The organism is Thermomonas sp. XSG (assembly GCF_014678725.1).
Classification (GTDB): Bacteria; Pseudomonadota; Gammaproteobacteria; order Xanthomonadales; family Xanthomonadaceae; genus Thermomonas.
On sequence record NZ_CP061497.1, the window covers coordinates 1,483,478 to 1,505,836 of the forward strand.

General features: G+C 69.7%; 18 protein-coding genes. 3 read left to right on the forward strand and 15 right to left on the reverse strand.

All coding sequences use genetic code 11. From position 1 onward, the window contains the following. Window positions 1–57: 57 nt before the first annotated feature. Both ICG51_RS06950 and ICG51_RS06955 read right to left on the reverse strand, forming a co-directional pair. The gene (locus tag ICG51_RS06950) at window positions 58–987 is read right to left on the reverse strand and encodes a hypothetical protein (RefSeq protein ID WP_190282253.1); all 930 of its coding nucleotides are present in this window, start codon (window positions 985–987) and stop codon (window positions 58–60) included. Between the two features lie 144 nt (window positions 988–1,131). Continuing rightward, window positions 1,132–4,836, reverse strand: coding sequence for an indolepyruvate ferredoxin oxidoreductase family protein (locus ICG51_RS06955; RefSeq protein ID WP_190282254.1), 3,705 nt, complete (start codon window positions 4,834–4,836; stop codon window positions 1,132–1,134). Between the two features lie 198 nt (window positions 4,837–5,034). Between ICG51_RS06955 and ICG51_RS06960 the strand changes: the two genes are divergently transcribed. Next, window positions 5,035–6,195: a hypothetical protein gene (locus ICG51_RS06960; RefSeq protein WP_190282255.1), complete on the forward strand. Its 1,161-nt coding sequence runs from the start codon at window positions 5,035–5,037 to the stop codon at window positions 6,193–6,195. A gap of 83 nt (window positions 6,196–6,278) precedes the next feature. After that, entirely contained in the window at window positions 6,279–8,222 is a 1,944-nt protein-coding gene (locus ICG51_RS06965; protein WP_190282256.1) for a cytochrome c/FTR1 family iron permease, read from the forward strand. Window positions 8,223–8,225: 3 nt separating this feature from the next. Here the strand turns inward: ICG51_RS06965 and nagA are convergent, their stop codons facing one another. The 10 genes from nagA to ICG51_RS07015 form a co-directional block, all read right to left on the reverse strand. Next, window positions 8,226–9,359 (reverse strand): N-acetylglucosamine-6-phosphate deacetylase, encoded by a 1,134-nt coding sequence (gene nagA, locus ICG51_RS06970; protein ID WP_190282257.1) that lies wholly within the window; start codon window positions 9,357–9,359, stop codon window positions 8,226–8,228. 20 nt (window positions 9,360–9,379) lie between these two features. Then, the gene (locus ICG51_RS06975; protein ID WP_190282258.1) at window positions 9,380–10,057 is read right to left on the reverse strand and encodes a DUF484 family protein; all 678 of its coding nucleotides are present in this window, start codon (window positions 10,055–10,057) and stop codon (window positions 9,380–9,382) included. Window positions 10,058–10,059: 2 nt separating this feature from the next. Then, window positions 10,060–10,908: a diaminopimelate epimerase gene (gene dapF, locus ICG51_RS06980; RefSeq protein WP_190282259.1), complete on the reverse strand. Its 849-nt coding sequence runs from the start codon at window positions 10,906–10,908 to the stop codon at window positions 10,060–10,062. Window positions 10,909–10,915: 7 nt separating this feature from the next. Continuing rightward, entirely contained in the window at window positions 10,916–11,107 is a 192-nt protein-coding gene (locus ICG51_RS06985; RefSeq protein WP_190282260.1) for a lipoprotein, read from the reverse strand. A gap of 26 nt (window positions 11,108–11,133) precedes the next feature. Beyond that, window positions 11,134–11,496 (reverse strand): YbaN family protein, encoded by a 363-nt coding sequence (locus tag ICG51_RS06990; RefSeq protein ID WP_190282261.1) that lies wholly within the window; start codon window positions 11,494–11,496, stop codon window positions 11,134–11,136. A 117-nt stretch (window positions 11,497–11,613) separates the two neighbouring features. Next, a complete protein-coding gene (locus tag ICG51_RS06995; protein WP_223809572.1) occupies window positions 11,614–13,731 on the reverse strand; it encodes a S9 family peptidase in 2,118 nt (705 codons plus the stop codon). A gap of 250 nt (window positions 13,732–13,981) precedes the next feature. Continuing rightward, window positions 13,982–16,087 carry a prolyl oligopeptidase family serine peptidase gene (locus tag ICG51_RS07000; protein WP_190282263.1) on the reverse strand — a complete coding sequence of 702 codons (2,106 nt, stop codon included), beginning with the start codon at window positions 16,085–16,087 and terminating at the stop codon, window positions 13,982–13,984. A gap of 83 nt (window positions 16,088–16,170) precedes the next feature. Continuing rightward, a complete protein-coding gene (locus tag ICG51_RS07005) occupies window positions 16,171–16,443 on the reverse strand; it encodes a hypothetical protein (protein ID WP_190282264.1) in 273 nt (90 codons plus the stop codon). A gap of 96 nt (window positions 16,444–16,539) precedes the next feature. After that, window positions 16,540–17,439 carry a patatin-like phospholipase family protein gene (locus tag ICG51_RS07010; protein WP_190282265.1) on the reverse strand — a complete coding sequence of 300 codons (900 nt, stop codon included), beginning with the start codon at window positions 17,437–17,439 and terminating at the stop codon, window positions 16,540–16,542. Continuing rightward, window positions 17,439–18,410, reverse strand: a complete 972-nt coding sequence (locus ICG51_RS07015) for a YafY family protein (RefSeq protein WP_190282266.1) — start codon at window positions 18,408–18,410, stop codon at window positions 17,439–17,441. The genes ICG51_RS07010 and ICG51_RS07015 overlap by 1 nt, the downstream gene beginning before the upstream one ends. A gap of 81 nt (window positions 18,411–18,491) precedes the next feature. Here ICG51_RS07015 and ICG51_RS07020 point away from each other — a divergent pair, with 81 nt between their 5' ends. Further along, the gene (locus ICG51_RS07020; RefSeq protein ID WP_190282267.1) at window positions 18,492–19,124 is read left to right on the forward strand and encodes a DUF481 domain-containing protein; all 633 of its coding nucleotides are present in this window, start codon (window positions 18,492–18,494) and stop codon (window positions 19,122–19,124) included. A gap of 119 nt (window positions 19,125–19,243) precedes the next feature. Here the strand turns inward: ICG51_RS07020 and hemC are convergent, their stop codons facing one another. Genes hemC through ICG51_RS07035 form a run of 3 tightly spaced genes read right to left on the reverse strand, consistent with a single transcriptional unit; the run spans window position 19,244 to window position 22,311 of the window. Next, window positions 19,244–20,155, reverse strand: a complete 912-nt coding sequence (hemC, locus tag ICG51_RS07025; protein WP_190282268.1) for a hydroxymethylbilane synthase — start codon at window positions 20,153–20,155, stop codon at window positions 19,244–19,246. 46 nt (window positions 20,156–20,201) lie between these two features. Beyond that, window positions 20,202–21,560, reverse strand: a complete 1,359-nt coding sequence (gene rmuC / locus ICG51_RS07030; RefSeq protein ID WP_190282269.1) for a DNA recombination protein RmuC — start codon at window positions 21,558–21,560, stop codon at window positions 20,202–20,204. Between the two features lie 43 nt (window positions 21,561–21,603). Continuing rightward, window positions 21,604–22,311 carry a VIT family protein gene (locus ICG51_RS07035; protein WP_190282270.1) on the reverse strand — a complete coding sequence of 236 codons (708 nt, stop codon included), beginning with the start codon at window positions 22,309–22,311 and terminating at the stop codon, window positions 21,604–21,606. Between the last annotated feature and the right edge of the window lie 48 nt (window positions 22,312–22,359).

Below are 22,359 nucleotides of genomic sequence, written 5' to 3' on the forward strand. Positions count from 1 at the left end.
CCATCCGCCTGCGCGCGGGCCGCGCTGGGCCAGCGCTGCCCGGCCCAGCCGGGGGGCCTACTGCGCGGCGAGCCACTCCACGTAGGATTCGAAGTGGTGCACCGCGAAACCGCCGAAGCCAGCGTGCCCGGCATAGGCGCTGGCGGTCTGCGCTAGCGCCAGTTCCAGCTGCGCGTCGGTGTTGTCGAAGAAGGTCACCTTGGCGATCTCGTTGTCGGCGGTCTCCACCCCGATCACCACGCGCTTGCCGCGCAGCGCCGCCGCGTCGATCTCCGCGCGGGCGTGGGCGATGATGCCGTCGCTGCCATCGGCGTGGTCGCGGTAGTCCATCAGCACCGCGTGGTCGAACACGTCCAGCACGTGTTCGTGCATGTACTGGGTGCGCCGGTTCCACTTCACGCGCAGGCCGTCGTACCAGAACGGAATCGCCGGACCGACCTGCAGTGCCGATTGCCCGGAGCGCCGCTTCATGTCCATCAGGCTGCGGCCGAGGTCGAGGAACTGCACCAACAGCGTGGCCTGCTTGTTCGACCAAGCCTTGAGCAGGTGAGGCTCGATATCCAGGCTCACGCCCTCGAAACGCTCCGCGGGCAGCGCGCTCGCGTTGTAGTCCAGCACGCCCTGGAACTGCGCCTCCGCGATCGCGCGCCGCTGCGCGGCGGTGTAGGCGTCGCTGTTGAGGTGGCCCGACCCCAGCAGCGCGTGCGGGTGGATGCCGTTGGCCCGCAGGCGCGACAACAGCACGCGGTACGCGGCCGGGTCGTTCGCCAGCCGGTTGCTGGCCGGGTAGGGCTCCACGTAGAGGTAGACGGTGGAAATGCCACGCCCGCGCAGGAAGGCGATGGCGTCGCCGGCGTATGCGGGGTCATCCAGCCAGCCGGTGCTGGCATCTTCCCAGACCCAGACCGCGCGCTCGGCGGCGTGCAACGCCGGGGCGGACAACAGGGCAAGCAACGCAAGCAGCAGGGCGCGAACATGGGTGCGCATCGTCGTGTCCCGGGAGTTGACCCGGGATCACGCTAGCACCGCGAATCCTTGCACCGTCGTGACGCCCTCCACGTTTCGGCACGGTGGGCCGCCGCCCGTCGGCAAAGCGACGCTGCCCGGGTTTCCGGCCCAGCCTCCGCGAGCTTACGCCGCCTGCACGATCCGCAGCGGGTTGTCCCACTCCTTGAGCAGCCGCGCCAACTGGGCACGCGCCTGGTGCAGGTGTGCTTCCTTGACGTGGCCGAAGCCGCGGATGTGTTCCGGCACGCTGGCGATCTGCGCGGCCAGGTCGACGTTGCCGGCATCCAGCTTGTCCAGCAGCGCAGTCACGGTCTGCGCGTACTCGCCGATCAGCGCGCGCTCGCCGCGGCGCTCGGCGGTGTAGCCGAACACGTCCAGCGGGGTGCCGCGCAGGCCCTTCAACTTGGCCAGCACGCGGAACGCGGTGAACACCCACGGCCCGTATTCCTTCTTCACCAGCTGGCCCTGCGCGTTCTTCTTCGCCAGCAGCGGCGGGGCGAGGTGGAACTTCAGCTTGAAGTCGCCTTCGAACTGCGCCTCCAGCTGCTTGCGGAAATCGCCGCTGGTGTACAGGCGCGCCACTTCGTATTCGTCCTTGTAGGCCATCAGCTTGAAGAAGTAGCGGGCCACGGCTTCCGACAGGTCGCTGCTGCCCGGCGCCTTCGCGGTTTCCGCGGCGCGCACCTTGGCCACGAAGTCGCTGTAGCGGCGCGCATAGCCGGCGCTCTGGTAGCTGGTGAGGAAAGCGACGCGGCGCGCGATCACCTCGTCCAGCGAACGCGACAGCCGCGCGTCGTCCAGCGGCGCGAAGACGCTGCCGGCATCGCCGCTGGCCGGTACGTGGCGCAGCGCATCCTCGTCGCGCAGGTCGGCGGCCTGCGGCATCAGGCCGGACTCGGCCGCCTCGTTGGCGGTGGCGCCAAGCATCGGCAGCGCATGCGCGGTGGCCTCGCTGCGGGTGGGCAGGTTGCGCACGATGCCGGCAGCCTCGACCACCGCGGCCAGGTCCACCACCGCCAGGCGGCCCCAGGCGAACGCGGTCTTGTTCATCTCGATGGCGGCGCCGTTGAGCTCGATGGCGCGCATCAGCGCCTCGAACGAAATCGGCACCAGCCCCTGCTGCCACGCATAGCCGAGGATGAACAGGTTGGCGGCGATGGCGTCGCCGATCAGCGCGGTGGCAATCTGGGTGGCATCGATCTGCAGCGGTGCCTGTCCGCCCAGCGCGGTGCCGATCGCCTTGACGATGTCGGCGGCCGGGAACTGCATGTCCGGTCGGGTGGTGAAGGTGCCCGGCATCGCCTCGTTGGTGTTGACCACCACCGTGCTGCGCTCGGGGCGGATCTTCGACAGCACCCAGTAGTCGTTGACCACCACCATGTCGCAGCCCAGCACCAGATCGGCCTCGCCGGCGGCGATGCGCACGGCGTGGATGTCGGCGGGGGTTTTCGCAATGCGGATGTGGGTGGTGACGGCGCCGCCCTTCTGCGCCAGCCCGGTCTGGTCGAGCACCGTCGCGCCCTTGCCCTCCAGATGGCCGGCCATGCCCAGCAATGCGCCGATGGTCACCACGCCGGTACCGCCGACGCCGGTGATCAGGATGTTCCATGGCTGGGACAGGTCGGTGCGGGCGGCGGGCGCGGGCAGGTTGGCCAGCAGGCTGGCGGCATCGACCTTCTTGCCCTTGCGCACCTTGCCGCCGTGCACGGTCACGAAGCTGGGGCAGAAGCCCTCGACGCAGCTGAAGTCCTTGTTGCAGTCGCTCTGGTTGATCGCGCGCTTGCGGCCGTATTCGGTTTCCTTCGGCGTGACCGACACGCAGAAACTCTTGGCACCGCAGTCGCCGCAACCCTCGCAGACCAGCGAATTGACCATCACCCGCTTCTGCGGATCGACCAGCTTGCCGCGCTTGCGGCGGCGGCGCTTCTCGGTGGCGCAGGTCTGGTCATAGATCAGGATGGACGTGCCCTTCACCTCGCGCAGCATCTTCTGCACCGCGTCCAGGTCGCGGCGGTCGTGGAAGCTGGTGCCGGCCGGGAAGATCGACGGATCGGTCCACTTGTCGATGTCGTCGGACACCAGCGCAATGGTCTGCACGCCCTCGGCGCGCATCTGGTGGGCGATCTGCGGCACGGTCAGGGTGCCGTCCACCGGCTGGCCGCCGGTCATCGCCACCGCGTCGTTGTAGAGGATCTTGTAGGTGATGTTGACGCCGGCGGCGATGGCCTGGCGGATCGCCAGCGAACCGCTGTGGAAATAGGTGCCGTCGCCGAGGTTCTGGAAGATGTGCTGCGTGTCGGTGAACGGTGCCTGCCCCGCCCACGTCACGCCTTCGCCCCCCATGTGGGTGAAGGTGTCGGTGCTGCGGTCCATCCACGTCACCATGTAGTGGCAGCCGATGCCGCCCTGCGCGCGCGAGCCCTCCGGCACCTTGGTGGAGGTGTTGTGCGGGCAGCCGCTGCAGTAATGCGGCACGCGCGGGAAGTTGGCGCGCGGCAGCGCCAGCTCGCCCTCCTTCTGCGCCATCCACGCCAGCACCGCGTCGATCTTCTCGCTGCGGTGGAAGCGCTGCAGACGGCGGCCGATCACCCCGGCAATCGTGGCCGGGGTGAGCTCGCCGGTGGACGGCAGGATCCAGTTGCCGGCCTCGTCGTACTTGCCGACGATCGACGGCCGGGCGCCCCAGCTGTCCGGCCAGTTGTAGAACTGTTCCTTGAGCTGGCGCTCGATGAAGGCCTTCTTCTCCTCGACCACCAGGATGTCTTCCAGCCCGCGCGCGAAGCGTTCGATCCCGACCGGCTCCAGCGGCCAGGTCATCGCCACCTTGTACACGCGGATGCCGAGGTCGGCGCAGGCGGCCTCATCGAGTCCCAGGTATTCCAGCGCCTGCAGCACGTCGAGGTAGGACTTGCCGGTGGTGACGATGCCCAGCCGCGCCTTCGGTGAATCGATCACCACCCGGTCGAGCTTGTTGGCGCGCGCGAACGCCTGCGCCGCCTTCACCGCGTAGCGGTGCAGGCGCATCTCCTGCTCCATCGGCGGATCCGGCCAGCGGATGCCGAGGCCACCGGTGGGCATTTCGAAATCGTCGTCGCCCGGCAGCACGATTTGCAGCGCATGCGGATCGACATCGACCGAGGCGGAGGATTCCACCGTCTCGGCGATCGTCTTGAAGCCCACCCAGCGCCCGGTGTAGCGGCTCATCGCCCAGCCCAGCACGCCCATGTCGAGGATGTCCTGCACGCCGGCCGGGTTGAGCACCGGCATCATCGCGCTGACGAATTCATCCTCGCTGCCGTGCGGCAGGGTGGAGCTGCGGCAGGCGTGGTCGTCGGCGGCCAGCGCCAGCACGCCGCCGTAGGCGGAGGTGCCGGCGGCGTTGGCGTGCTTGAACACGTCGCCGCAGCGGTCCACGCCGGGGCCCTTGCCGTACCACATGGCGAATACGCCATCGTGCTTCGCCCCCGGGAACAGGCCCGGCTGCTGGGTGCCCCAGACCATGGTGGCGCCGAGGTCCTCGTTGAGGCCCGGGGTGAACTTCACCGACGCGCCTTCCAGGTACTTCTTGGCCCGCCACAGCTCGAGGTCGAAGCCGCCCAGCGGGCTGCCGCGATAGCCGGAAACGAAGCCGGCGGTGTTCAGCCCGGCGCGCTCGTCGCGCAGCTTCTGCACCAGCGGCAGCCGCACCAGCGCCTGCACGCCCGACAGGTAGATCCGGCCCTGGGTGCGGCGGTATTTGTCCTCCAGCGTGTAGTCGGTGTCCAGCACGTCGTGCGTCAGCAGCGACTTGGCGGATTCGGGCGAGGACAGTTCGGCGGTGCTGGTCATGGCGGACTCCGGAAACGACAGAACGCCGCGGCTTGGGCGGCGTTCGAGCAAAGACTCGGTATTTTAGCAGCCCAACCGCCCCGCCCCGGGCGACGGTCGGAGGCGGCCATCCATCGCTGCGCGTCCCGCACGCCACAGCCCCATCGCCGCATGTCAGTGATGGCGCGCCGACGCGGCCACACCGGATAGCATCTGTCCATGCACCCTTCGCCGCGCCTTGCCGCCAGCATCGTCCTTGTCGTGTTGCTGCTTGCCTGCGCGATGGGCGGATGGTGGCAATGGGGTCGTTCCCCGACCAACCAGCAAGCGGCGGTCGCCGCGCGGGCTGTCCCTACTGCCGTCCCCGCACGCGACAGGGGGGCGCCGGCCAGTCCGCCGACGATGGCAGGAGCATCGGCCGCGGAAGATGCCTGCGCGAAGGAGGTATATGCGATGCACAGGCGGCGCTTCGAGGAGCTGGCCGGGATCGGTTCTCCAGACGCGGTGATCGGCCGATCCATGCTGGAGCCTATGCTGCTGACCCTCCCCGTGGGAGCGGTCACCCCGCCACTGCTGGAAACGGACGCGGAGCTGGCGGCGGCGGTGCGGGCGTATCCGCAGGATCCCGATCTCGCCTGGTATCACGCCAATCGCTGCCTTAACGATCCAGCGTGCGATGCCGGGCCGGCCGTCGACCACCTGCTGGCGGTCGAGCCGGACAATCTGGCGGGTTGGTTGCTGGCCGTCCGTGAAGCCGCGCGCGCTCGTGATGAGGCCGTCATCCAGGCAACGTTGGAGGCCGCGGCAAATGCGACCGACTACCAGCCCCGCATCGTCGATGGATTCCAACGCATGCGCGACGTACTGAAGGACGTGCCGCTGCCCGCGTCGTGCGACACGCCCAAACTTCGACGGGAGTGGGCGGCGACCCAGCGATCCACTGCACCCCCGACCCCGTCCGATCTGGCGGCTGTCGTTGCCATCGCGGTGTCCGCGGCTCAGGTGCCAGCCTACGTGGAGGCGCGCGGCGCCTGCGTTGACCAACCGGCCGGGACTCGGTCACAGGCGCGGCTGATGGCGTGCCGCCAGGTTTTTTCAAAGATCGCCGACGGCAACGCGCTCATCGATCACAGCATCGGCACCTCGGTGATGGCGGAACTGACGGCCGGCACCGCGGAACACGCGCGCTGGCAGGAACAGAAGCGCCGGGTCGCGTGGCTGTTCACCAACCAACCGGCGCTCGACAGAAGCGTTGCAGCCGCCGTGCAGCGCTGGAACGAAGGGGAAGTCTCCGCCATGCAGCGGGAGCTTGCCGCCAAGGGCCTGTGGCCACCGCCTTCGTCGTGGTCCTCGGAAGCCGGCGGTGCCCGCCCCCGATGATCCGGACGATCACGTTTAAATAATATTGATTCTTATTTGCGACTGGACTAGAGTGGACGGGCTCCCTTCCGGCTGTCCGCGCCATGGTCCCCGCCTTCCTCCGTCGCCTGCTACTGGCCACCCTGCTGGTCGCCGCCGGGCTGTCCCCGGTTGCGGCGCAGGACGGCAGCGACGTGCGCCAGGCCTGGCAGCTGCTGGACTACATCGCGGTGGACTACGGCGGCGCGGTGGCCGATGGCAAGGTGGTGAGCGACGGCGAATACGCGGAAATGCGCGAGTTCTCCGCCACCGCGCGCGAACGCATCGGCGCGCTGCCGGACAATCCTCGGCGTGGTGTGCTGCTGGCGCAGGCGGATGGGCTGATCGCGCTGGTGCAGCGCCGGGCCGATGCGGCTCAGGTCGCGCAGGCTGCGCATGCGCTGGCTGACGGGCTGCTGGCGGCCTACGGGGACGGCAGCGCGGCGATGCCGACGCCGGATCCGGCCGGCGCGGCCGGCCTGTATGCCGCGCAGTGCGCCGGCTGCCACGGAGCCACCGGACGCGGCGACGGCCCGGCGGCCGCGGGCATGGTGCCGGCGCCGATCGATTTCACCGACCTCACGCGCGCGACCCAGCGCAGCCCGCTGGCGCTGTATGAGGCGATCAGCCGTGGCGTGGCCGGCACCGCCATGCCGGCGTATGCGCAGCTGGACGAAGCGCAGCGGTGGGCGCTGGCGTTCCACGTCGGCGGCATGGCCTTCGATGCCGCCAGCCGCCGCGAGGGCGAAGCGCTGTGGGCACGGGACGATGGCCGGCTGCACGCCGCGCTGCCCTCCCTGCAGGCGCTGGTGCGCAGCAGCCCGGCGCAGCTGGCGCAGGTACTGGACGCCCGCCAGGCCGCCGCCATCACCGCGTTCCTGCGCGCACAGCCGCAGGCGCTGCGGCAGGCAGGCGAGGCCAAGCCGGCGACGCTGGCGCTCGCGCGCAGCCAGCTGCAGGCCGCCCTGCGGGCGTATGCCGACGGTGATCGCAAGCGGGCGTCGGCACTGGCGCTGTCGGCCTACCTCGATGGGGTGGAGCCGGTGGAGCCGCTGCTGGCCGCACGCGATACCCCGCTGCTGCGCGGGATCGAAACCGCGATGGGCAAGCTGCGCTCGGACATCGCCGCGGGCGCCGGCATCGACGCGATCCGCCAGGACGCGGCGCAGGCAGTGCTGCTGTTCGACCGCGCCGACCGAGTGCTGCAGGAAGGCCGCGGCGACGTTACCGCCGCCTTCCTCGGCAGCTTCGCCATCCTGCTGCGCGAAGGACTGGAGGCGATGCTGGTGGTGATCGGCATGATCGCCTTCCTGCGCAAGAGCGGCCGCTCCGAAGCACTGCCGTGGGTGCACGCGGGCTGGACGCTGGCACTGGCAGCGGGCGGCATCACCTGGGCGCTGGCCACCTGGCTGGTCGACATCAGCGGCGCCAGCCGCGAGTTGACCGAAGGCCTGTCGTCGCTGTTCGCCGCGCTGGTGCTGCTGGGCGTGGGCATCTGGATGCACCAGAAGAGCCTGGCCGGCCGCTGGCAGCACTACCTGCGCGAGCGGGTCTCGGCCGCGCTGGGGCGGCGCTCGATGGTGTTTCTGTTCGTGCTGGCCTTCGTGGCGGTATACCGCGAGGTGTTCGAAACCATCCTCTTCTATGCCGCGATGTGGTCGCCGGACACCGCGCGCGCGATCCTCGCCGGCATGGCCACCGGCGTGGCGCTGCTGGCACTGGTGGCATGGGCGCTGCTGCGGCTGGGCATGCACCTGCCGATCGGCAAGTTCTTCGCCTGGAGCTCGGCGCTGATCGCGGTGCTGGCGGTGGTGCTGGCCGGCAAGGGCGTGGCCGCACTGCAGGAGGCGGGCTGGATCGGGCTGGGCGCGGTGGCCGCGCCGCGGGTCGACTGGCTGGGCGTGTTCCCGACCTGGCAGACGCTGCTGGCACAGCTGCTGGTGCTGCTGGTCGCCGCATTGGGCTTCTGGATCAACCAGCGCGGCGGGCGTCCCGCAGCCGCGGCGTAGCACTCATTCGTCGCCGCCGATCCAGCAGCGCCGCACGTTCACCCCGGCATCCAGCAATACCAGGTCGGCGCGATAGCCGGGCGCGATCCGCCCCCGTTCGCCGCCCAGGCCAAGGAACTCGGCCGGGTACTGCGACGCCATCCGGCAGGCTTCATCCAGCGACAGGCCGAGCAGGCGCACGGTGTTGCGGACGGCGCTGGTCATGTCCAGCGCGGAGCCCGCCAGCGCGCCGGCGGCATTGCGCACCACGCCGTCGACGGCGGTGATGGTTTCGCCATAGAGGTCGAAGCTGGGCGTGGCGCCGCCGACCATCGGCATCGCGTCGGTCACCAGCAGCACCTTGCCCTGCGGCTTGGCGGCAATGGCCACCTTCAGGCTGGCCGGATGCACGTGCACGCCGTCGACGATCACCCCGACCCAGCTGTCGGCATCCTCCAGCGCCGCACCGACCACGCCGGGCTCGCGGCCCTGCAGTGGGGTCATCGCGTTGTAGAGGTGGGTGAAGCCGGTGATGCCCGCAGCGAGGCCGCCCCGGACTTCCTCGTAGCTGGCGGCGCTGTGGCCGGCGCAGACGATCGCGCCGCGCGCCACCAGCGCGCGGATCGTTCCCGCCGGCACGCATTCCGGCGCCAGCGTGATGACGGTGATGCCGCTGTCCAGCGACGTCGCCATCGCGATTTCCGCCGCATCCGGTACGCGGAACTTGCCGGCATCGTGGGTGCCCCTGCGCGCCGGCGCGAGGTACGGCCCTTCCAGATGGATGCCGAGCACACCGGGCACACCCTGCGCGATGGCGCTGCGGGTGGCATCGATCGCGCGCTGCATCACCGCGGCGTCATCGCTGATCAGGGTGGGCAGGAAACCGGTGGTGCCGAAGCCGCGATGCGCGCGGCCGATGGCGGCAATCGCCTCGACGCTGGGGTCGTTGTTGAACAGGAAGCCACCGCCGCCGTTGACCTGCACGTCGATGAAGCCGGGCACCAGCCAGCCGCCCTGCAGGTTGATGCGTTCGCCGCGCGCCGGCGGCTCGCCGTGCAGCAGCGCGACGACGTGGCCGTCCTCGACCACCACGCAGGCATCGCGCTCGAAGCCGCGCGCGGTGAGGACGTGGCCGTTGTGGAAGATGCGGGTGGTCATGCGCAGCGCCCGCAGGCGTCTCAGCCGAAGCGCCGCAGTCCCGCCGCCAGCGCCTCGCCCATCATGCGCAGGAACAGCGTGCCCATGCCGGGGAAGAACCGGTTGGCGTCACGGCTGCCCACCGCCACCAGGCCCACGCCCGGCAACGCCAGCAGCGCGGAACTCTGCACTTCGTCGGCACGCACGCCGTACAGCAGCGCGTTCTTGTCCGGGTGCAGGCGGCCGCAGACCGGCTCGCCGGCGGCGAGGATGTCGCGGAAACCTTCCACCCGCGGATGATCCTCGGCGATGTGCTGGAACCAGTCCGCATCCTCCAGCCCGTCAACGGCGCGGAAGCCGATGATGCGCACCAGATCGCCGTGGAAGTCCTCGGCCAGCGCCGCCGCCATCGCGCGCAGGGTGCTGGCCGCGCTGTCCTGCTTCAGCAGCGCCAAGGTGAGCTGGTGCGTGCGCACCGCCAGCCGCTCGTTTTCCTGCGCGTTGGCGAACAGCTCGTGCAGGCGCTTGGTCAGCTCGCGGTTCTTCTCGCGCAGGATGTCCAGCTGGTAGCTGGCCAGCGAGGCGGTGGGACCGTTCTCGCGCGGCACCACCAGGGTCAGCGCCAGGTCCGGGAACTGCTGCAGGAAGGCCGGGTGTCGGCGCAGCCAGGCCGCCACTTCGTGCGCGCCGAGCTTCTCGGTGGCGTCGTTGAAATCCATCGTCACGGTTGCTCCTGGAAAAGCAGGTTGCCTTCGAACACGAATGCGGCCGGGCCGGCCATGAACACGCTGTTGGCGGCGGTATCGTTGCGGATGCGCAGGGTGCCGCCGGGCAGGTCCACCGCCACCTCGGCATCCGCCTGCACGCGGCCGCGCCGCGCCAACACCGCCACCGCCGCGCAGGCGCCGCTGCCACAGGCCAGCGTCTCGCCGACGCCACGCTCGAACACGCGCAGGCGGATGCGGTCCGGCGCCAGCACCTGGGCGAAACCGACGTTGGCCGACGCCGGGAACATCGCGCTGGCCTGTACGGCCTGGCCGATGCGGGCGACATCCGCGGCGTCGACGTCGGCGACCTCGATGACCGCATGCGGGTTCCCCATGGACACCGCGCCGAAGCACAGGGTTTCGCCGTCGATGGCGAGCGTGTATTCGGCGTGTTCGCCGTCGACGCCGGCCAGCGGGATATCGGCCGGTGCGAAGCGCGGCGCGCCCATGTCGATGATGAAGCCGCCCACGCCGTCATGCCGCACCGGATGCACGCCGGCCGGGCTTTCGATGGCGAAGCCGGCATCCGCGGGCGCAGCGCCATCGCGCACCAGCCAGGCGGCGACGCAGCGCGCGCCGTTGCCGCACTGGCCGGAGGCCGAACCATCGGCGTTCCAGATGCGATAGGCGGCGATGCTGCCGGCATTGCGCGGCGGCTCGATGGTCAGGATCTGGTCGCAGCCGACGCCGAAATGGCGGTCGCCCAGGCGCGCGCACAGCGCGGGCGTGGGCACAGGCAGGCCGCCGCGCAGGTCCAGCACGACGAAGTCGTTGCCGGCACCGTGCATCTTGGTGAAACGCATGGCCGGCTCAGGGCTGGCTGGTAGGCGTGCCGGCGTCCCCGTTGGCCGGCGGTTCCGCCGCGGGCGCTGGCGGGGTTTCGGCCGGGGTTTGCTCTGCCGGCGCAGCGGCGGGCTGTTCCGGCAATACCAGCGGCCCCTTGTTGCCGCAGGCGGCCAGCAGGCAGGAAAGGAGCGAGAGCAGGACGAGGCGCTTGGTCATCGCCGCAGTGTACCCGCGCGCCCGCATCACTGTCGCGGCTCGGGGCGCCGCCACAGCCATACCGATACCAGCGCCATCACGCCGATGCCGATCGCAGCCATCCACCAGCGCGGCGCAAAGATCGCCATCGATATCGACGACACGCACATCATGCCGATCGCGAAACGCTTGGCCTGCCGCGACACCGTGCCGTTCTGCTCCCAGTCGAGGATGGCGCGGCCGAACTTCGGGTGCTCCACCAGCCAGCGCCGCAGGCGATCGGAGCCGCGGGTGGCGGCGAACGCCGACAGCAGCACGAACGGCACCGTTGGCATCACCGGCAGGAACGCGCCGATGATGCCCAGCGTCAGGCTGGTCCAGGCCAACGCGGCCCATAACCAGCGGGTCATGGGGTCACTGCCATTGCTGTCGTAGGAGCGCGCCGCAGGGGCGCGATCGTGCTGTACGGAATCATGCAGAAAGCATCGCGCCCTTTCAGTGCGCTCCTACAGGTGTGTGTGCGGAGGTTATTCCACGCCCAACCGATCCAGCATGAAGGCGTACATTTCCGCCTGCTCGCGATAGCGGCGGAAGCGGCCGGACTTGCCGCCGTGGCCAGCTTCCATGTTGGTGCGGAAGATGACCGGTTCGGCCGAGGTATTGAGGTCGCGCAGCCGCGCCACGTACTTGGCCGGTTCCCAGTACTGCACCTGCGAATCCCACAGCCCGGTACCGACGAACATCGCCGGATAGGCCTTGGCTTCCAGGTTGTCGTAGGGCGAGTAGGTGACGATGTAGTCGTAGAACGCCTTCTGTTCCGGGTTGCCCCACTCGTCGTATTCGTTGGTGGTCAGCGGAATCGTGGGGTCCAGCATGGTGGTGACCACGTCCACGAACGGCACCTGCGACAGGATCACGCGGTACCTGTCGGGCGCCATGTTGGCGATCGCGCCCATCAGCAGGCCGCCGGCGCTGCCGCCGTGCGCGGCCACGCGATCAGGTGCGGCATAGCCTTCCTTGACCAGGAAATCGGTGACGTCGATGAAGTCGGTGAAGGTGTTCTTCTTGTGCAGCAGCTTGCCGTCCTCGTACCACTTGCGGCCCATTTCCTGGCCGCCGCGGATATGCGCGATGGCGTAGGCCATGCCGCGGTCCAGCAGGCTCACCGTGGTGACCGAGAAGCCCGGATCCATCGACATGCCGTAACTGCCGTAGGCGTACTGCAACAGCGCGGCCTTGCCGTTCTTCTCGAAGCCTTTCCGGTAGACGATGGAGACGGGAATCTTCGTGCCGTCGCGGGCGGTGGCCCACAGCCGCTCGGTGACGTAGTTGGCCGGGTCATAGCCGCCCAGCACCGGCTGGCGCTTGAGCAGGCGGCGCTCGCCGGTCTTCACGTTCAGCTCGTACACGGTGGCCGGGGTGGTCATCGAGGTATAGCTGTAGCGCACCCAGTCGGTATCCGGCTCGCTGTTGACGTCCAGGCCCATCGAGTAGGCGGACTCGTCGGCCTTGATGTATTCCTCGCCGTTCGGCTTGAGCAGGCGCACGCGTTCCAGCCCGCCGCTGCGTTCGGCGATGGCGGTGAAACCGTCGAACAGCTCGAAGCCTTCGACCAGCACGTCGTCGCGGTGCGCGATCCAGTCCTGCCAGTCCTTGCACGAGGTTGCGCCGTCGGTGGCGGTGACCAGCTTGAAGTTGGTCGCCTTGCCATCGTTGGTGCGGATCACCCAGCGCCCGCCGAAGTGGTCGGCGTCGTACTCAACGTCGCGCGCGCGCGGCGCCAGCACCTTGAATTCGCGCGGGTCGGCTGCCGGCGCGTAGCGCAGTTCGTCGGACACCGTGCTGCTCACGCCGATGACGATGTACTGCTCGTCGCGGGTGCGGTCGATGCCCATGTAGAAACTGTCGTCCTTCTCCTCGTAGACGACCGGATCCAGCTTCGGGTCGGTGCCCAGCACATGCTTCTTCACCCGCACGGTGAGCAGCGTTTCCGGGTCGTTCTCGACGTAGAACAGGGTCCTGTTGTCATCGGCCCAGACCAGGTTGGCCGACACCCCGGCGATGGTTTCGGGATAGGCCTGCCCAGTGACGAGGTTGCGGAAACGGATGGTGTACTGGCGGCGGCCGTTGTTGTCGTCGGCATAGGCCAGTACGGCGTTGTCCGGCGTCACCTCGTAATCGCCGACGCTGTAGTAGTCCTTGCCGGCGGCAAGCGCATTGACGTCCAGCAGCACTTCTTCACCGGCGAAATCACCGGCCGCGTTGGCCTGCTGGATCGACAGCGCATCGATCCCGGGCGCGTCCTTGCGGCGCGCATGCACCGGGTAGTCCTTGCCGGTCTCGAAGCGCGAGTAGTACCACCAGCCGCGGTCGCGGTACGGCACGCTGGCGTCGTCCTGCTTGATGCGCGCGACGATTTCTTTGTAGAGCTTGTCCTGCACCGGCCTGGTCGGCGCCAGCACGGCGTCGGCGTAGGCGTTCTCGGCGTTGAGGTAGCCGAGCATCGCGGCGTCCTTGCGGCTGTCGTCGCGCAGCCAGTAGTACTCGTCCTGCCGCTCGGCACCGAACGGCGCCTTCACCACGTGCGGCTTCTTCTCCGCATCGGGCGGGGTGGGGGGCGTCTGGGCGGAGGCAAGGCTGCTCATGAGGACAAGACCGGCGATCAGTGCGTGGGACTTCATGCATGGGGCTCCATGGTGCGGTTTGCAATCGGGCCGTTCACCGAGTGCGGCGGATAGGCTTTGACCCCCTCCTTTCGCGCAGCGCAAGGGAGGGTTGGGGGGGCGCTCTTGCGGGCATCGCGCGAACAGCACCCCCTCCCAACCTTCCCCTTGCGCTACGCGCAAAGGGGAGGAGAACAGCGTCCACCCGCTTCCGCAGGGGAGGGGACAAACGTCACTTCGCCAGCTGGTCCCACAGGAAGGTGTAGGCCAGCGCGGTCATGTGCGCGGCCTGGGCGTTGTTGGCCGCGCCGCCATGGCCGCCCTCGATGTTCTCGTAATAGCGCACGTCCTTACCGGCCGCTTCCATCAGCGCCATCATCTTGCGCGCATGTCCCGGATGCACGCGGTCATCCTTGGTCGAGGTGGTGAACAGGGTCGCCGGATAGGTCTTGGCCGGGTCGAACAGGTGGTAGGGCGAAAAGCCCTTGATGAACTCCCAGTCCGCCGTGTCGGGGTTGCCGTATTCGGCCATCCACGAGGCGCCGGCCAGCAGGTGGCTGTAGCGCTTCATGTCCAGCAGCGGCACCTGCACCACGATGGCGCCGAACTTCTCCGGGTACTGGGTCAGCATGTTGCCCATCAGCAGGCCGCCGTTGCTGCCGCCCATGGCGCCGAGGTGCTGCTTTGATGTGACCTTGCGCGCCACCAGGTCGTCGGCGATCGCGGCGAAGTCCTCGTACGCCTTGTGGCGATTGGCCTTGAGCGCGGCCTGGTGCCAGCGCGGGCCGTACTCGCCGCCGCCGCGGATGTTGGCCAGCGCGTACACGCCACCCTTCTCCAGCCAGCCCTTGCCGATGCCGCCGGAATAGGCCGGCGTCATCGACACCTCGAAGCCGCCGTAGCCGTACAGCAGGGTCGGCGCCTTGCCGTCGAACGCCAGCGCCTTCGGCCTGACGAGGAAGTAGGGCACCTTGGTGCCGTCCTTGCTGGTGGCGAAGTGCTGCTCGATCACGTCCTTCGATCCGTCGAAGAACACCGGGTTGGACTTCAGCACCTCGGGCTGCTGGCCGCCGCTCTTATCGGTAACGGTGGCGATGGACAGCGTGGTCGGGGTCAGGAAGTCGGTGGCGGTCAGCCACACCGCATTGCTGTCATCCGCGTCCACCGCGCCGACGCCCAGCGTGCCGATGGTGGGCGCGCCAACGAAGTCCGACTTCGCCCAGCCGTCCTTGCCCGGGGTGAGCACCGACAACCGGTTTTTCACATCCTGCATCACGTTGAGGACGAGGTGGTCGCGGGTCCAGGTGTAGCCGGCCAGCGAGGAGTGTTCATCCGGCTCGAACAGCGCGGTGAATTCGCGCTTGCCGGCCATGAAGTCGTCGAAGCGGGTGGCGACCAGCGCACCCGGCGCATAGGTCTTGCCGCCAGCGGAGTAGGGCTCGCGCAGCTCCAGCAGCAGCCATTCCTTGTGCACGTTCTTCTGCGCGCTGTTCGGCGCGTCGATCTTGACCAGCGTGCCGTCCTTGCCGCGCAGGTACAGCTCGTCGTTGTAGAAGGCCAGCGTGCGGCTGACGAAGTCACGCTGCCAGCCGGGCGTGTGGTCGCGCATCGCGGCGATGTACATGTCGCCCGGCTTGCCTTCGTACACGGTCTTCGCCGCCGACAGCGGGGTGCCGCGCTTCCATTCCTTGACGATGTTCGGATAACCCGAGGTGGTCAGCGTGCCCGGGCCGAAATCGGTGAACACATAGACCGTGTCCTCGTCGATCCAGGCCAGCCCGCCCTTGGCTTCCGGGCGGAAGAAGCCGTCCTGCACGAACTGCTTGGTGGTCAGGTCGAACTCGCGGGTCACGTCGGCATCGGAGCCGCCCGGCGACAGCGCGATCAGGCAGCGCTCGTACTTCGGCTTGAGGCAGTCGGCGCCATGCCAGACCCACTTGGCGTTCTCCGCCTTGTTCAGCGCATCCAGGTCGAGCACCGTTTCCCACTTCGGCTCCGGCTTGCGGTACTCGTCCAGCGTGGTGCGGCGCCAGACGCCGCGCTCGTGCTGCTTGTCCTTCCAGAAGTTGTAGTAGTACCCGCCGATCTTCTCGACGCCGGGGATCTTGGCGTCGGAATCGAGGATCGCGCGGATCTGCGCTTCCAGCGTCTTGAACGCGGGCGTGCCGGCGATCTCCGCCTCGGCCTTGGCGTTGCGTGCCTTGACCCAGTCCAGCGCCTTCTCGCCCTGCACGTCTTCCAGCCAGGCATGCGGATCGGAAGGCGGCGCGGTCTGGGCGGACGCGCTGCCGGCGATGGCGAGGCCGGCGATCAGGCAGGCGCTGGAAAACTGGGACATGGCGGGCTCCGGGGGGCTTTCTGGAAAGCCCCGAAAGCTAGCACAGCGCCGGCTACGCCAGCATGGCCCGCACGTCGCCGTGTTCAGGCGCGCCGGGTGACCCGCAGCGCCGCCGCCACGCGATGCCCACGCCGCCGCCGTGCCTGCGCCCGCCGGCGCCTCGGCAGGCGCAGCGCCAGCGTCGGCAGCGGAAAGCGGCGCAGGCTCCACCAAGCGGCCAGCGGCATACCCAACAGCCACAGCGGCAGCCAGCCGAACAACGCGCTGCTGCCGCGCGCGGCGGGCACCAGCAGCACCGCCAGCGCGCCCAGGATCACCAGTTGGCGCAGCAGGGAATCAAGGTCGCGATGGGTCATGGCGGCAACTCCGTGGTAGGTGCCGCCAGCTTGCAAGGCGCACATCTCACCGGCTGCGACGGCGCGCAGGCGAGGGCCAACGGGGCTTCCGGACGATCAGTACCCCGCCGCGTCCAGCGCTTTTTCCGCCTCGCGCCGGCCGATGTCTATCAACTCGGACGCGCGCCAGAATTCGTAGAACTGGCAGGCATCGCGGGGGATGCGGATCAGCAGCTCCGGCGGCTCCAGCGCCAGCTGCACGCGGGCGATGCGCTCCTGCATGGTGTCCAGTGCCCGCGACATCACTTCCATCAGCCCGAAACGATGGGTGGGTTTGGCCGCTTCCTCGCCCAGCCGGTCGATCCAGCGTCCCAGCAGGCCCACGGCAGGTTCGTCCGGCTGGGTGTCGACCACGCGCACCGGCTCGTCCCTGCGCTGCGACGTGCTGCCGTGGATGTCCACCGCCACCACCCGGTGCGCGCCGGCCAGGCGGGTGGCGGTGATCGGCAGCGGTGCCAGCAGGCCTCCGTCCACCAGTTCCATGCCGCCGATATTCAGCGGGGTGAAGATGCCTGGGATCGCGAACGAGGCGCGCAGCGCGTCCCACAGGTCGCCGCGGCGCAGCCAGACTTCGCGCTGGCGCAGCAGGTCCACCGCCACCGCGGTGAAGTCGATCGGCAGGTCCTCGATGCGGGGCTCGCCGACCACTTCGCGCAGCGCGCGCACCAGCCGGGTGCCGGTGAACATGGCCGGACGGCCGAGGCCGGGGTCGAGCAGGCGCAGCATCTCGTTGCGGCTGGTGCGCAGCATCCAGTCGCGCAGCTCATCCAGCTTGCCGGCCGCGAACGCCCCACCCACCAATGCGCCGCAGGAGGTGCCGGCCACCGCCTCGATGTCCATGCCGCGTGCCAGCAGCACCTCGATCACACCGATCTGGGCCAGCCCGCGCGCGCCGCCGCCACCCAGCGCCAGCACGATCGTGCCCGGCGGCGAATCCTCGCGGGCGGGCGCTGCCATCAGTCCTGCCCGTAGTTGGACAGCGCCAGCTGCAGGTGCGCGCGCAGCTGTTCGCGCAGCGCCTTCGGCTCCACGATTTCGGCGTCGGCGCCGTAGTGCAGCACGTCCATCAGCAGCTCGCGCGGCACCGAATACGGCAGCTTCAGCTCGTAGCGGCCGTCCGACAAAAAGCGGCCCTGCTGCTGCGAATGCCAGTGCTCGTCGGCCACCCAGCGCGCGGCCTTGGCCGAGAAGCGGATCGTGGCCCAGCCCTTGGGCGCGCCGGAAAAAATGCCATAGCTGCCGGCGAGATGGGCGTTGAGTTCTTCCTCGGCCACGTCGCGGGCGCTGCCATCGGCCAGCCGGGCACCAGCGATGCGGTCGATGGAGAAGCTGCGCAGACCCTCGCGGTCCTCGTCCCAAGCGTCCAGGTACCAGTTGTCGCGGTAGTGGGTCAGCCGCTGCGGGCTGACCGTGCGGCGGGTCTTTTCGTCGGTGGATCGGGCGCGATAGTCGAACGCCAGCCGGCGCCGCTCCAGCACCGCCGAGGCGACGATGCGGAACGCGTGCTCGTCCATCCGGCGGATGCGGTGCGGGATGACCCGCACCCGCTCCACCGGCCAGCGCTTGCCGCCGGAGTGCGCGTCCAGCAGCTTCTCCACCCGCTGCTGCAACGGCGCCAGCGCCGCCGAGAGCATCCCGCCGCTGCTGCGCGCCAGCAGCTGCTGGGCGGCCAGCAGCGCGTGCAGCTCCTCGGAGTTCAGCCACAGGCCGGGCAGCTCGAAGCGCTCGGCCTCGGCCTTGTCGTAGTGGAAGCCGGCCTCGCCGTCGCCGATCACTGGCGCCATCAGCGCATCGCGCAGGAAGGCGATGTCGCGGTAGACGGTGGCGCGCGAGCAGCCCAGCTCGTCCTGCAGGTGGGCCACGGTCACCGGGCGGCGCGCGGCCTGCAGGCTGCGGTGCAGGGCGATGATGCGTTCATAGCGGTCCATGCGCCGATTATGCGACAGGCGTTCACCGTGGGTGCCTGCGGGCGTGGTTAGAATGCGGCCGAGCCCCCGAGCAAGACGACCATGCTGCCGCTGCTGTGGCTGGCGTTCTCCGCGCCGCCGACCGCCCTCCACCCGCCGCTGTTGCCGGTGCTGCCACCCGAGGTGGCGGAGCGCTTGGTGGCGCCGCCGCGCTGCCTGAAGGCGCGCTGCGTGAATGGCGAATGGTCGGTGGACGCGATGGCGGCGATTCCCTCCGGGCAGCGCCGGGTGGATGCCGACGACCTGCCTGGCGGCGGTGGCCGCCTGCGCCTTCCGAACGAACGCCGAGACTGGGTCAAGGCACAGGGCAGCAACGCGCGTGTCGGCATGCAGTACGGATTGCAGGCGGTGAAGAGGCCGGGCACCAGCGTGCGCGTGTCGGTGGATACCGGCTACCGCCTGCAGGGCTATGCCGACGACGGCACCGCCGGCACCGGGCCGATCCTGCGCGGCCAGGTGGAATGGAACCAGGCGCTGGGCAAGCGCGCGCGACTGTCGCAGGTCACCCGGGTGGAAACCGGCCAGCACGGCGCCTACCTGCGCAACAGCCTGCTGCTGAACGTGCAGCTCCAGCCCACCCTGACCCTGAGCTCCGGCGTGGAAATGCGCCGCGACAGCGACCTGGCCGGGCGCAACCAGACCGACGCGACGCTGAAGCTGAAATACGCGTTCTAGGCGCCGTGGCCGACGGATTCCTGTAGGAGCGCACCGCAGGGGCGCGATGCTCTTTGCGTGATCTGGCAAAAAGCGCTCGCGCCCCTGCGGTGCGCTCCTACGGAAGCTGCATGATGGCCTCAGCCGTCGATTAAGGCGCGCGCGCCCTGCGCCAGTAGCGCCTGCGCGACCCCGATGCCCAACGCCTCCGGCGCATCCGCCGGGCCTTCGGCCTGCGCGCGGATGCAGCGGCCGTCGGCGGTCGCGCCCACCAGCCCCTGCAGCAGCAGGCGTTCGCCGTGCAGGGTGGCCAGCCCCGCCACCGGCACATGGCAGCTGCCGTCCAGCGCGCGGTTCATGGCGCGCTCGGCGGCCACGCAGGTGCGGGTGGCGGCATCGTCCAGCGCCGCGCACAGCGCCGCGATGCGCGGATCGTCGTCGCGGGTTTCGATGGCGATGGCGCCCTGCGCCGGTGCCGGCAGCCACGCCGGAGCGTCCAGCCGCGCGCGGATGCGGGCGTCGAAGCCCAGCCGCTGCAGGCCGGCGCAGGCCAGCACGATGGCGTCGTAGTCGCCGGCGTCGAGCTTGGCCAGGCGCGTGTTGACGTTGCCGCGCAGGTCGCGCAACTGCAGGTCCGGGCGCAGCGCGCGCAGCTGCGCCTGCCGGCGTAGCGAAGAAGTGCCCACGCACGCGCCCTGCGGCAAGTCGTCGAGGCCGTTGAACCGGTTGCTGACGAAGGCGTCGGCATGGTCGGCGCGGGGCAGGATGGCAGCCAGCGCGAAGCCGGGTTCCAGCGTCATCGGCACGTCCTTGAGCGAGTGCACCGCGCAGTCGGCTTCGCCGCGCTGCATGGCGATCTCAAGCTCCTTCAGGAACAGGCCCTTGCCGCCGATCGCCGCCAGCGAGCGGTCGAGGATCTCGTCGCCGCGGGTGGACAGCGGCACCAGTTCGACCTGCAGGCCGGGATGGGCGTCACGCAGCCGCTGGGCGACGTGTTCGGTCTGCCACAGGGCGAGCGGGCTCTTGCGGGTGGCGATGCGCAGCGTAGTCATGCGCGCATTATCGCCGCTGCCAGGCGCGCGTGCCCGCCGCGGGGGATCAATCCGCCGCCGGTGGCTCCAGCGCGATGGGCACGTCGCCCGGCAGTGTGTCCACCTCGCGCAGGCTGCGCTCGATGGCGCGGGTGCGCACGCCGGTGTGCTCGATCTGCTTGCTGGCCTGGTCGAGCTTGTTCTTGACGTTGTCGAGCACGTCGCCGAACTTGCCGAATTCGGTCTTGGCCTTCTCGAGGATGCGCCAGACCTCGGCCGAACGCCTCTCGATGGCCACGGTGCGGAAGCCGATCTGCAGGCTGGTCAGTAGTGCCAGCAGGGTGGTCGGGCCGGCGATGGTGATGCGCTGCTCGCGCTGCAGGCCTTCGAACAGCCCCGGGCGGCGCAACACCTCCGCATACAGCCCTTCGGTAGGCAGGAACAGCACCGCGAATTCGGTGGTGTGCGGCGCGGCCACGTATTTGCCGCGGATGCGCTTGGCTTCCTCGCGCACGCGCCGTTCCAGCGCGTCGCCGGCGACACGCGCGGCGTCGACGTCGGCGCGTTCCTGCGCGTCCAGCAGGCGCTCGTAGTCCTCGCGCGGGAACTTGGCGTCGATCGGCAGCCACACCACCGCGTCGGCACCCGAACCCGGGAAGCGCACCGCGAATTCCACCCGCTCACTGCTGCCGGGGATGGTGGCGACGTTGGCGGCGTACTGGTCGGGCGCGAACACCTGTTCCAGCAGCCCGGCCAGCTGCACCTCGCCAAAGATGCCGCGCGACTTCACGTTGGTCAGCACGCGCTGCAGCCCGCCCACGTCGGCGGCCAGCTTGCTCATGTCGCCAAGGCCCTGGTGGACCTGCGCCAGCATGCGGGTGACGTTGCCGAAGCTCTCGGTCAGGCGTGTTTCCAGCGTGGCGTGCAGTTTCTCGTCGACGGTGGCGCGCATCGCTTCCAGCTTGGCCGCGTTGTCGGCCTGCAGCGACTGCAGCTGCTGCTCCAGGGTGGCGCGCAGCTCGCCCAGCCGCAGTTCATTGCGCTCGCCCATCTCGCGCAGCTGCTGGCCCTGCGACTCGGCGTGGCGCTGCTGGCTGGCGGCCGCCTCCAACCGCGCCTTGCGGGCGTCCTCGGTCAGCGCCGCGCGCAGTTCGTCCAGCCGCGCATCGGTGCGCTGGGTCAGCTCGTCCAGGCGCTGGTCGGTGCGCGCGGCCACCGCCTGCAGCTGCGCGCCGAAACCGTCGATGCGCTGGCCCTGCTGCAGGGCGAAGCTGTCCAGCTGGCCGCGCAGCTCGTCGCGACCGCCGCGCTGTTCGTCGCGCAGCAGCGCGGCGATGCGGTCCTCAGGCCGACGCAGCAGCAACAGCGCGACGAGGGCCAAGACGGCGAGCAGCAGCAGCGACAGCAGGAGCGTGTTGGTATCCATCCCGCCAGTGTAGCGGCGGGCGTCGCAGCGCCTGCGACCGCGATCAGCCGACGCTGACCCCGAACACCCAGCCGATCGCCGCGGTTGCCGCCTGCGCCAGGCTGCCCCACAGCAGCACCCGCCAAGCGCCCTTGATGCCGCCGCCGCCGGCCACGCGCTCGGCGACGTAGCCCAGCACCGCCAGCAGCACGGTGGTGCTGGCGACGATGGCGATGGCCAGGCTTCCGCTGCGCCACAGCCAGGCCAGCAGCACCGGTGGCAGGGCGCCGACGGTGAACGAAGCCGCCGAGGCCAGCGCGGCCTGTACCGGCCGCGCGCGCTGCAGGTCGTGGATGCCGACCTCGTCGCGCAGGTGCGCGGCCAGGTCGTCGTGGGCGGTCAGCTGCTCGGCCACCTGCCGCGCCAGCTCCGGTTCCAGCCCACGGTGCACATAGATCTGGGTGAGTTCGCGCAGCTCCGCTTCCGGATGCAGGTCCAGCGCCGCGCGCTCGATGCGGATGTCGGCGTGCTCGGCATCGGCCTGCGAGCTGACCGAGACGTATTCGCCCGCCGCCATCGACAGCGCACCGGCGGCCAGGCCGGCCATGCCGGTCAGCAGGATGGTGGCCGGCTCCGCCTGCGCGGTGGCCATGCCCAGCACCAGGCTGCTGGTGGAAATCAGGCCATCGTTGGCGCCGAGTACCGAAGCACGCAGCCAGCCGCTGTGCTGGCTGCGGTGCGGCTCGTGGTAGTGATGGGTTTCGATCTGCATGGACGCGGGCCTGGCAGGGGCTTGGGTGCGCGCATTGTAGGCGCGCCC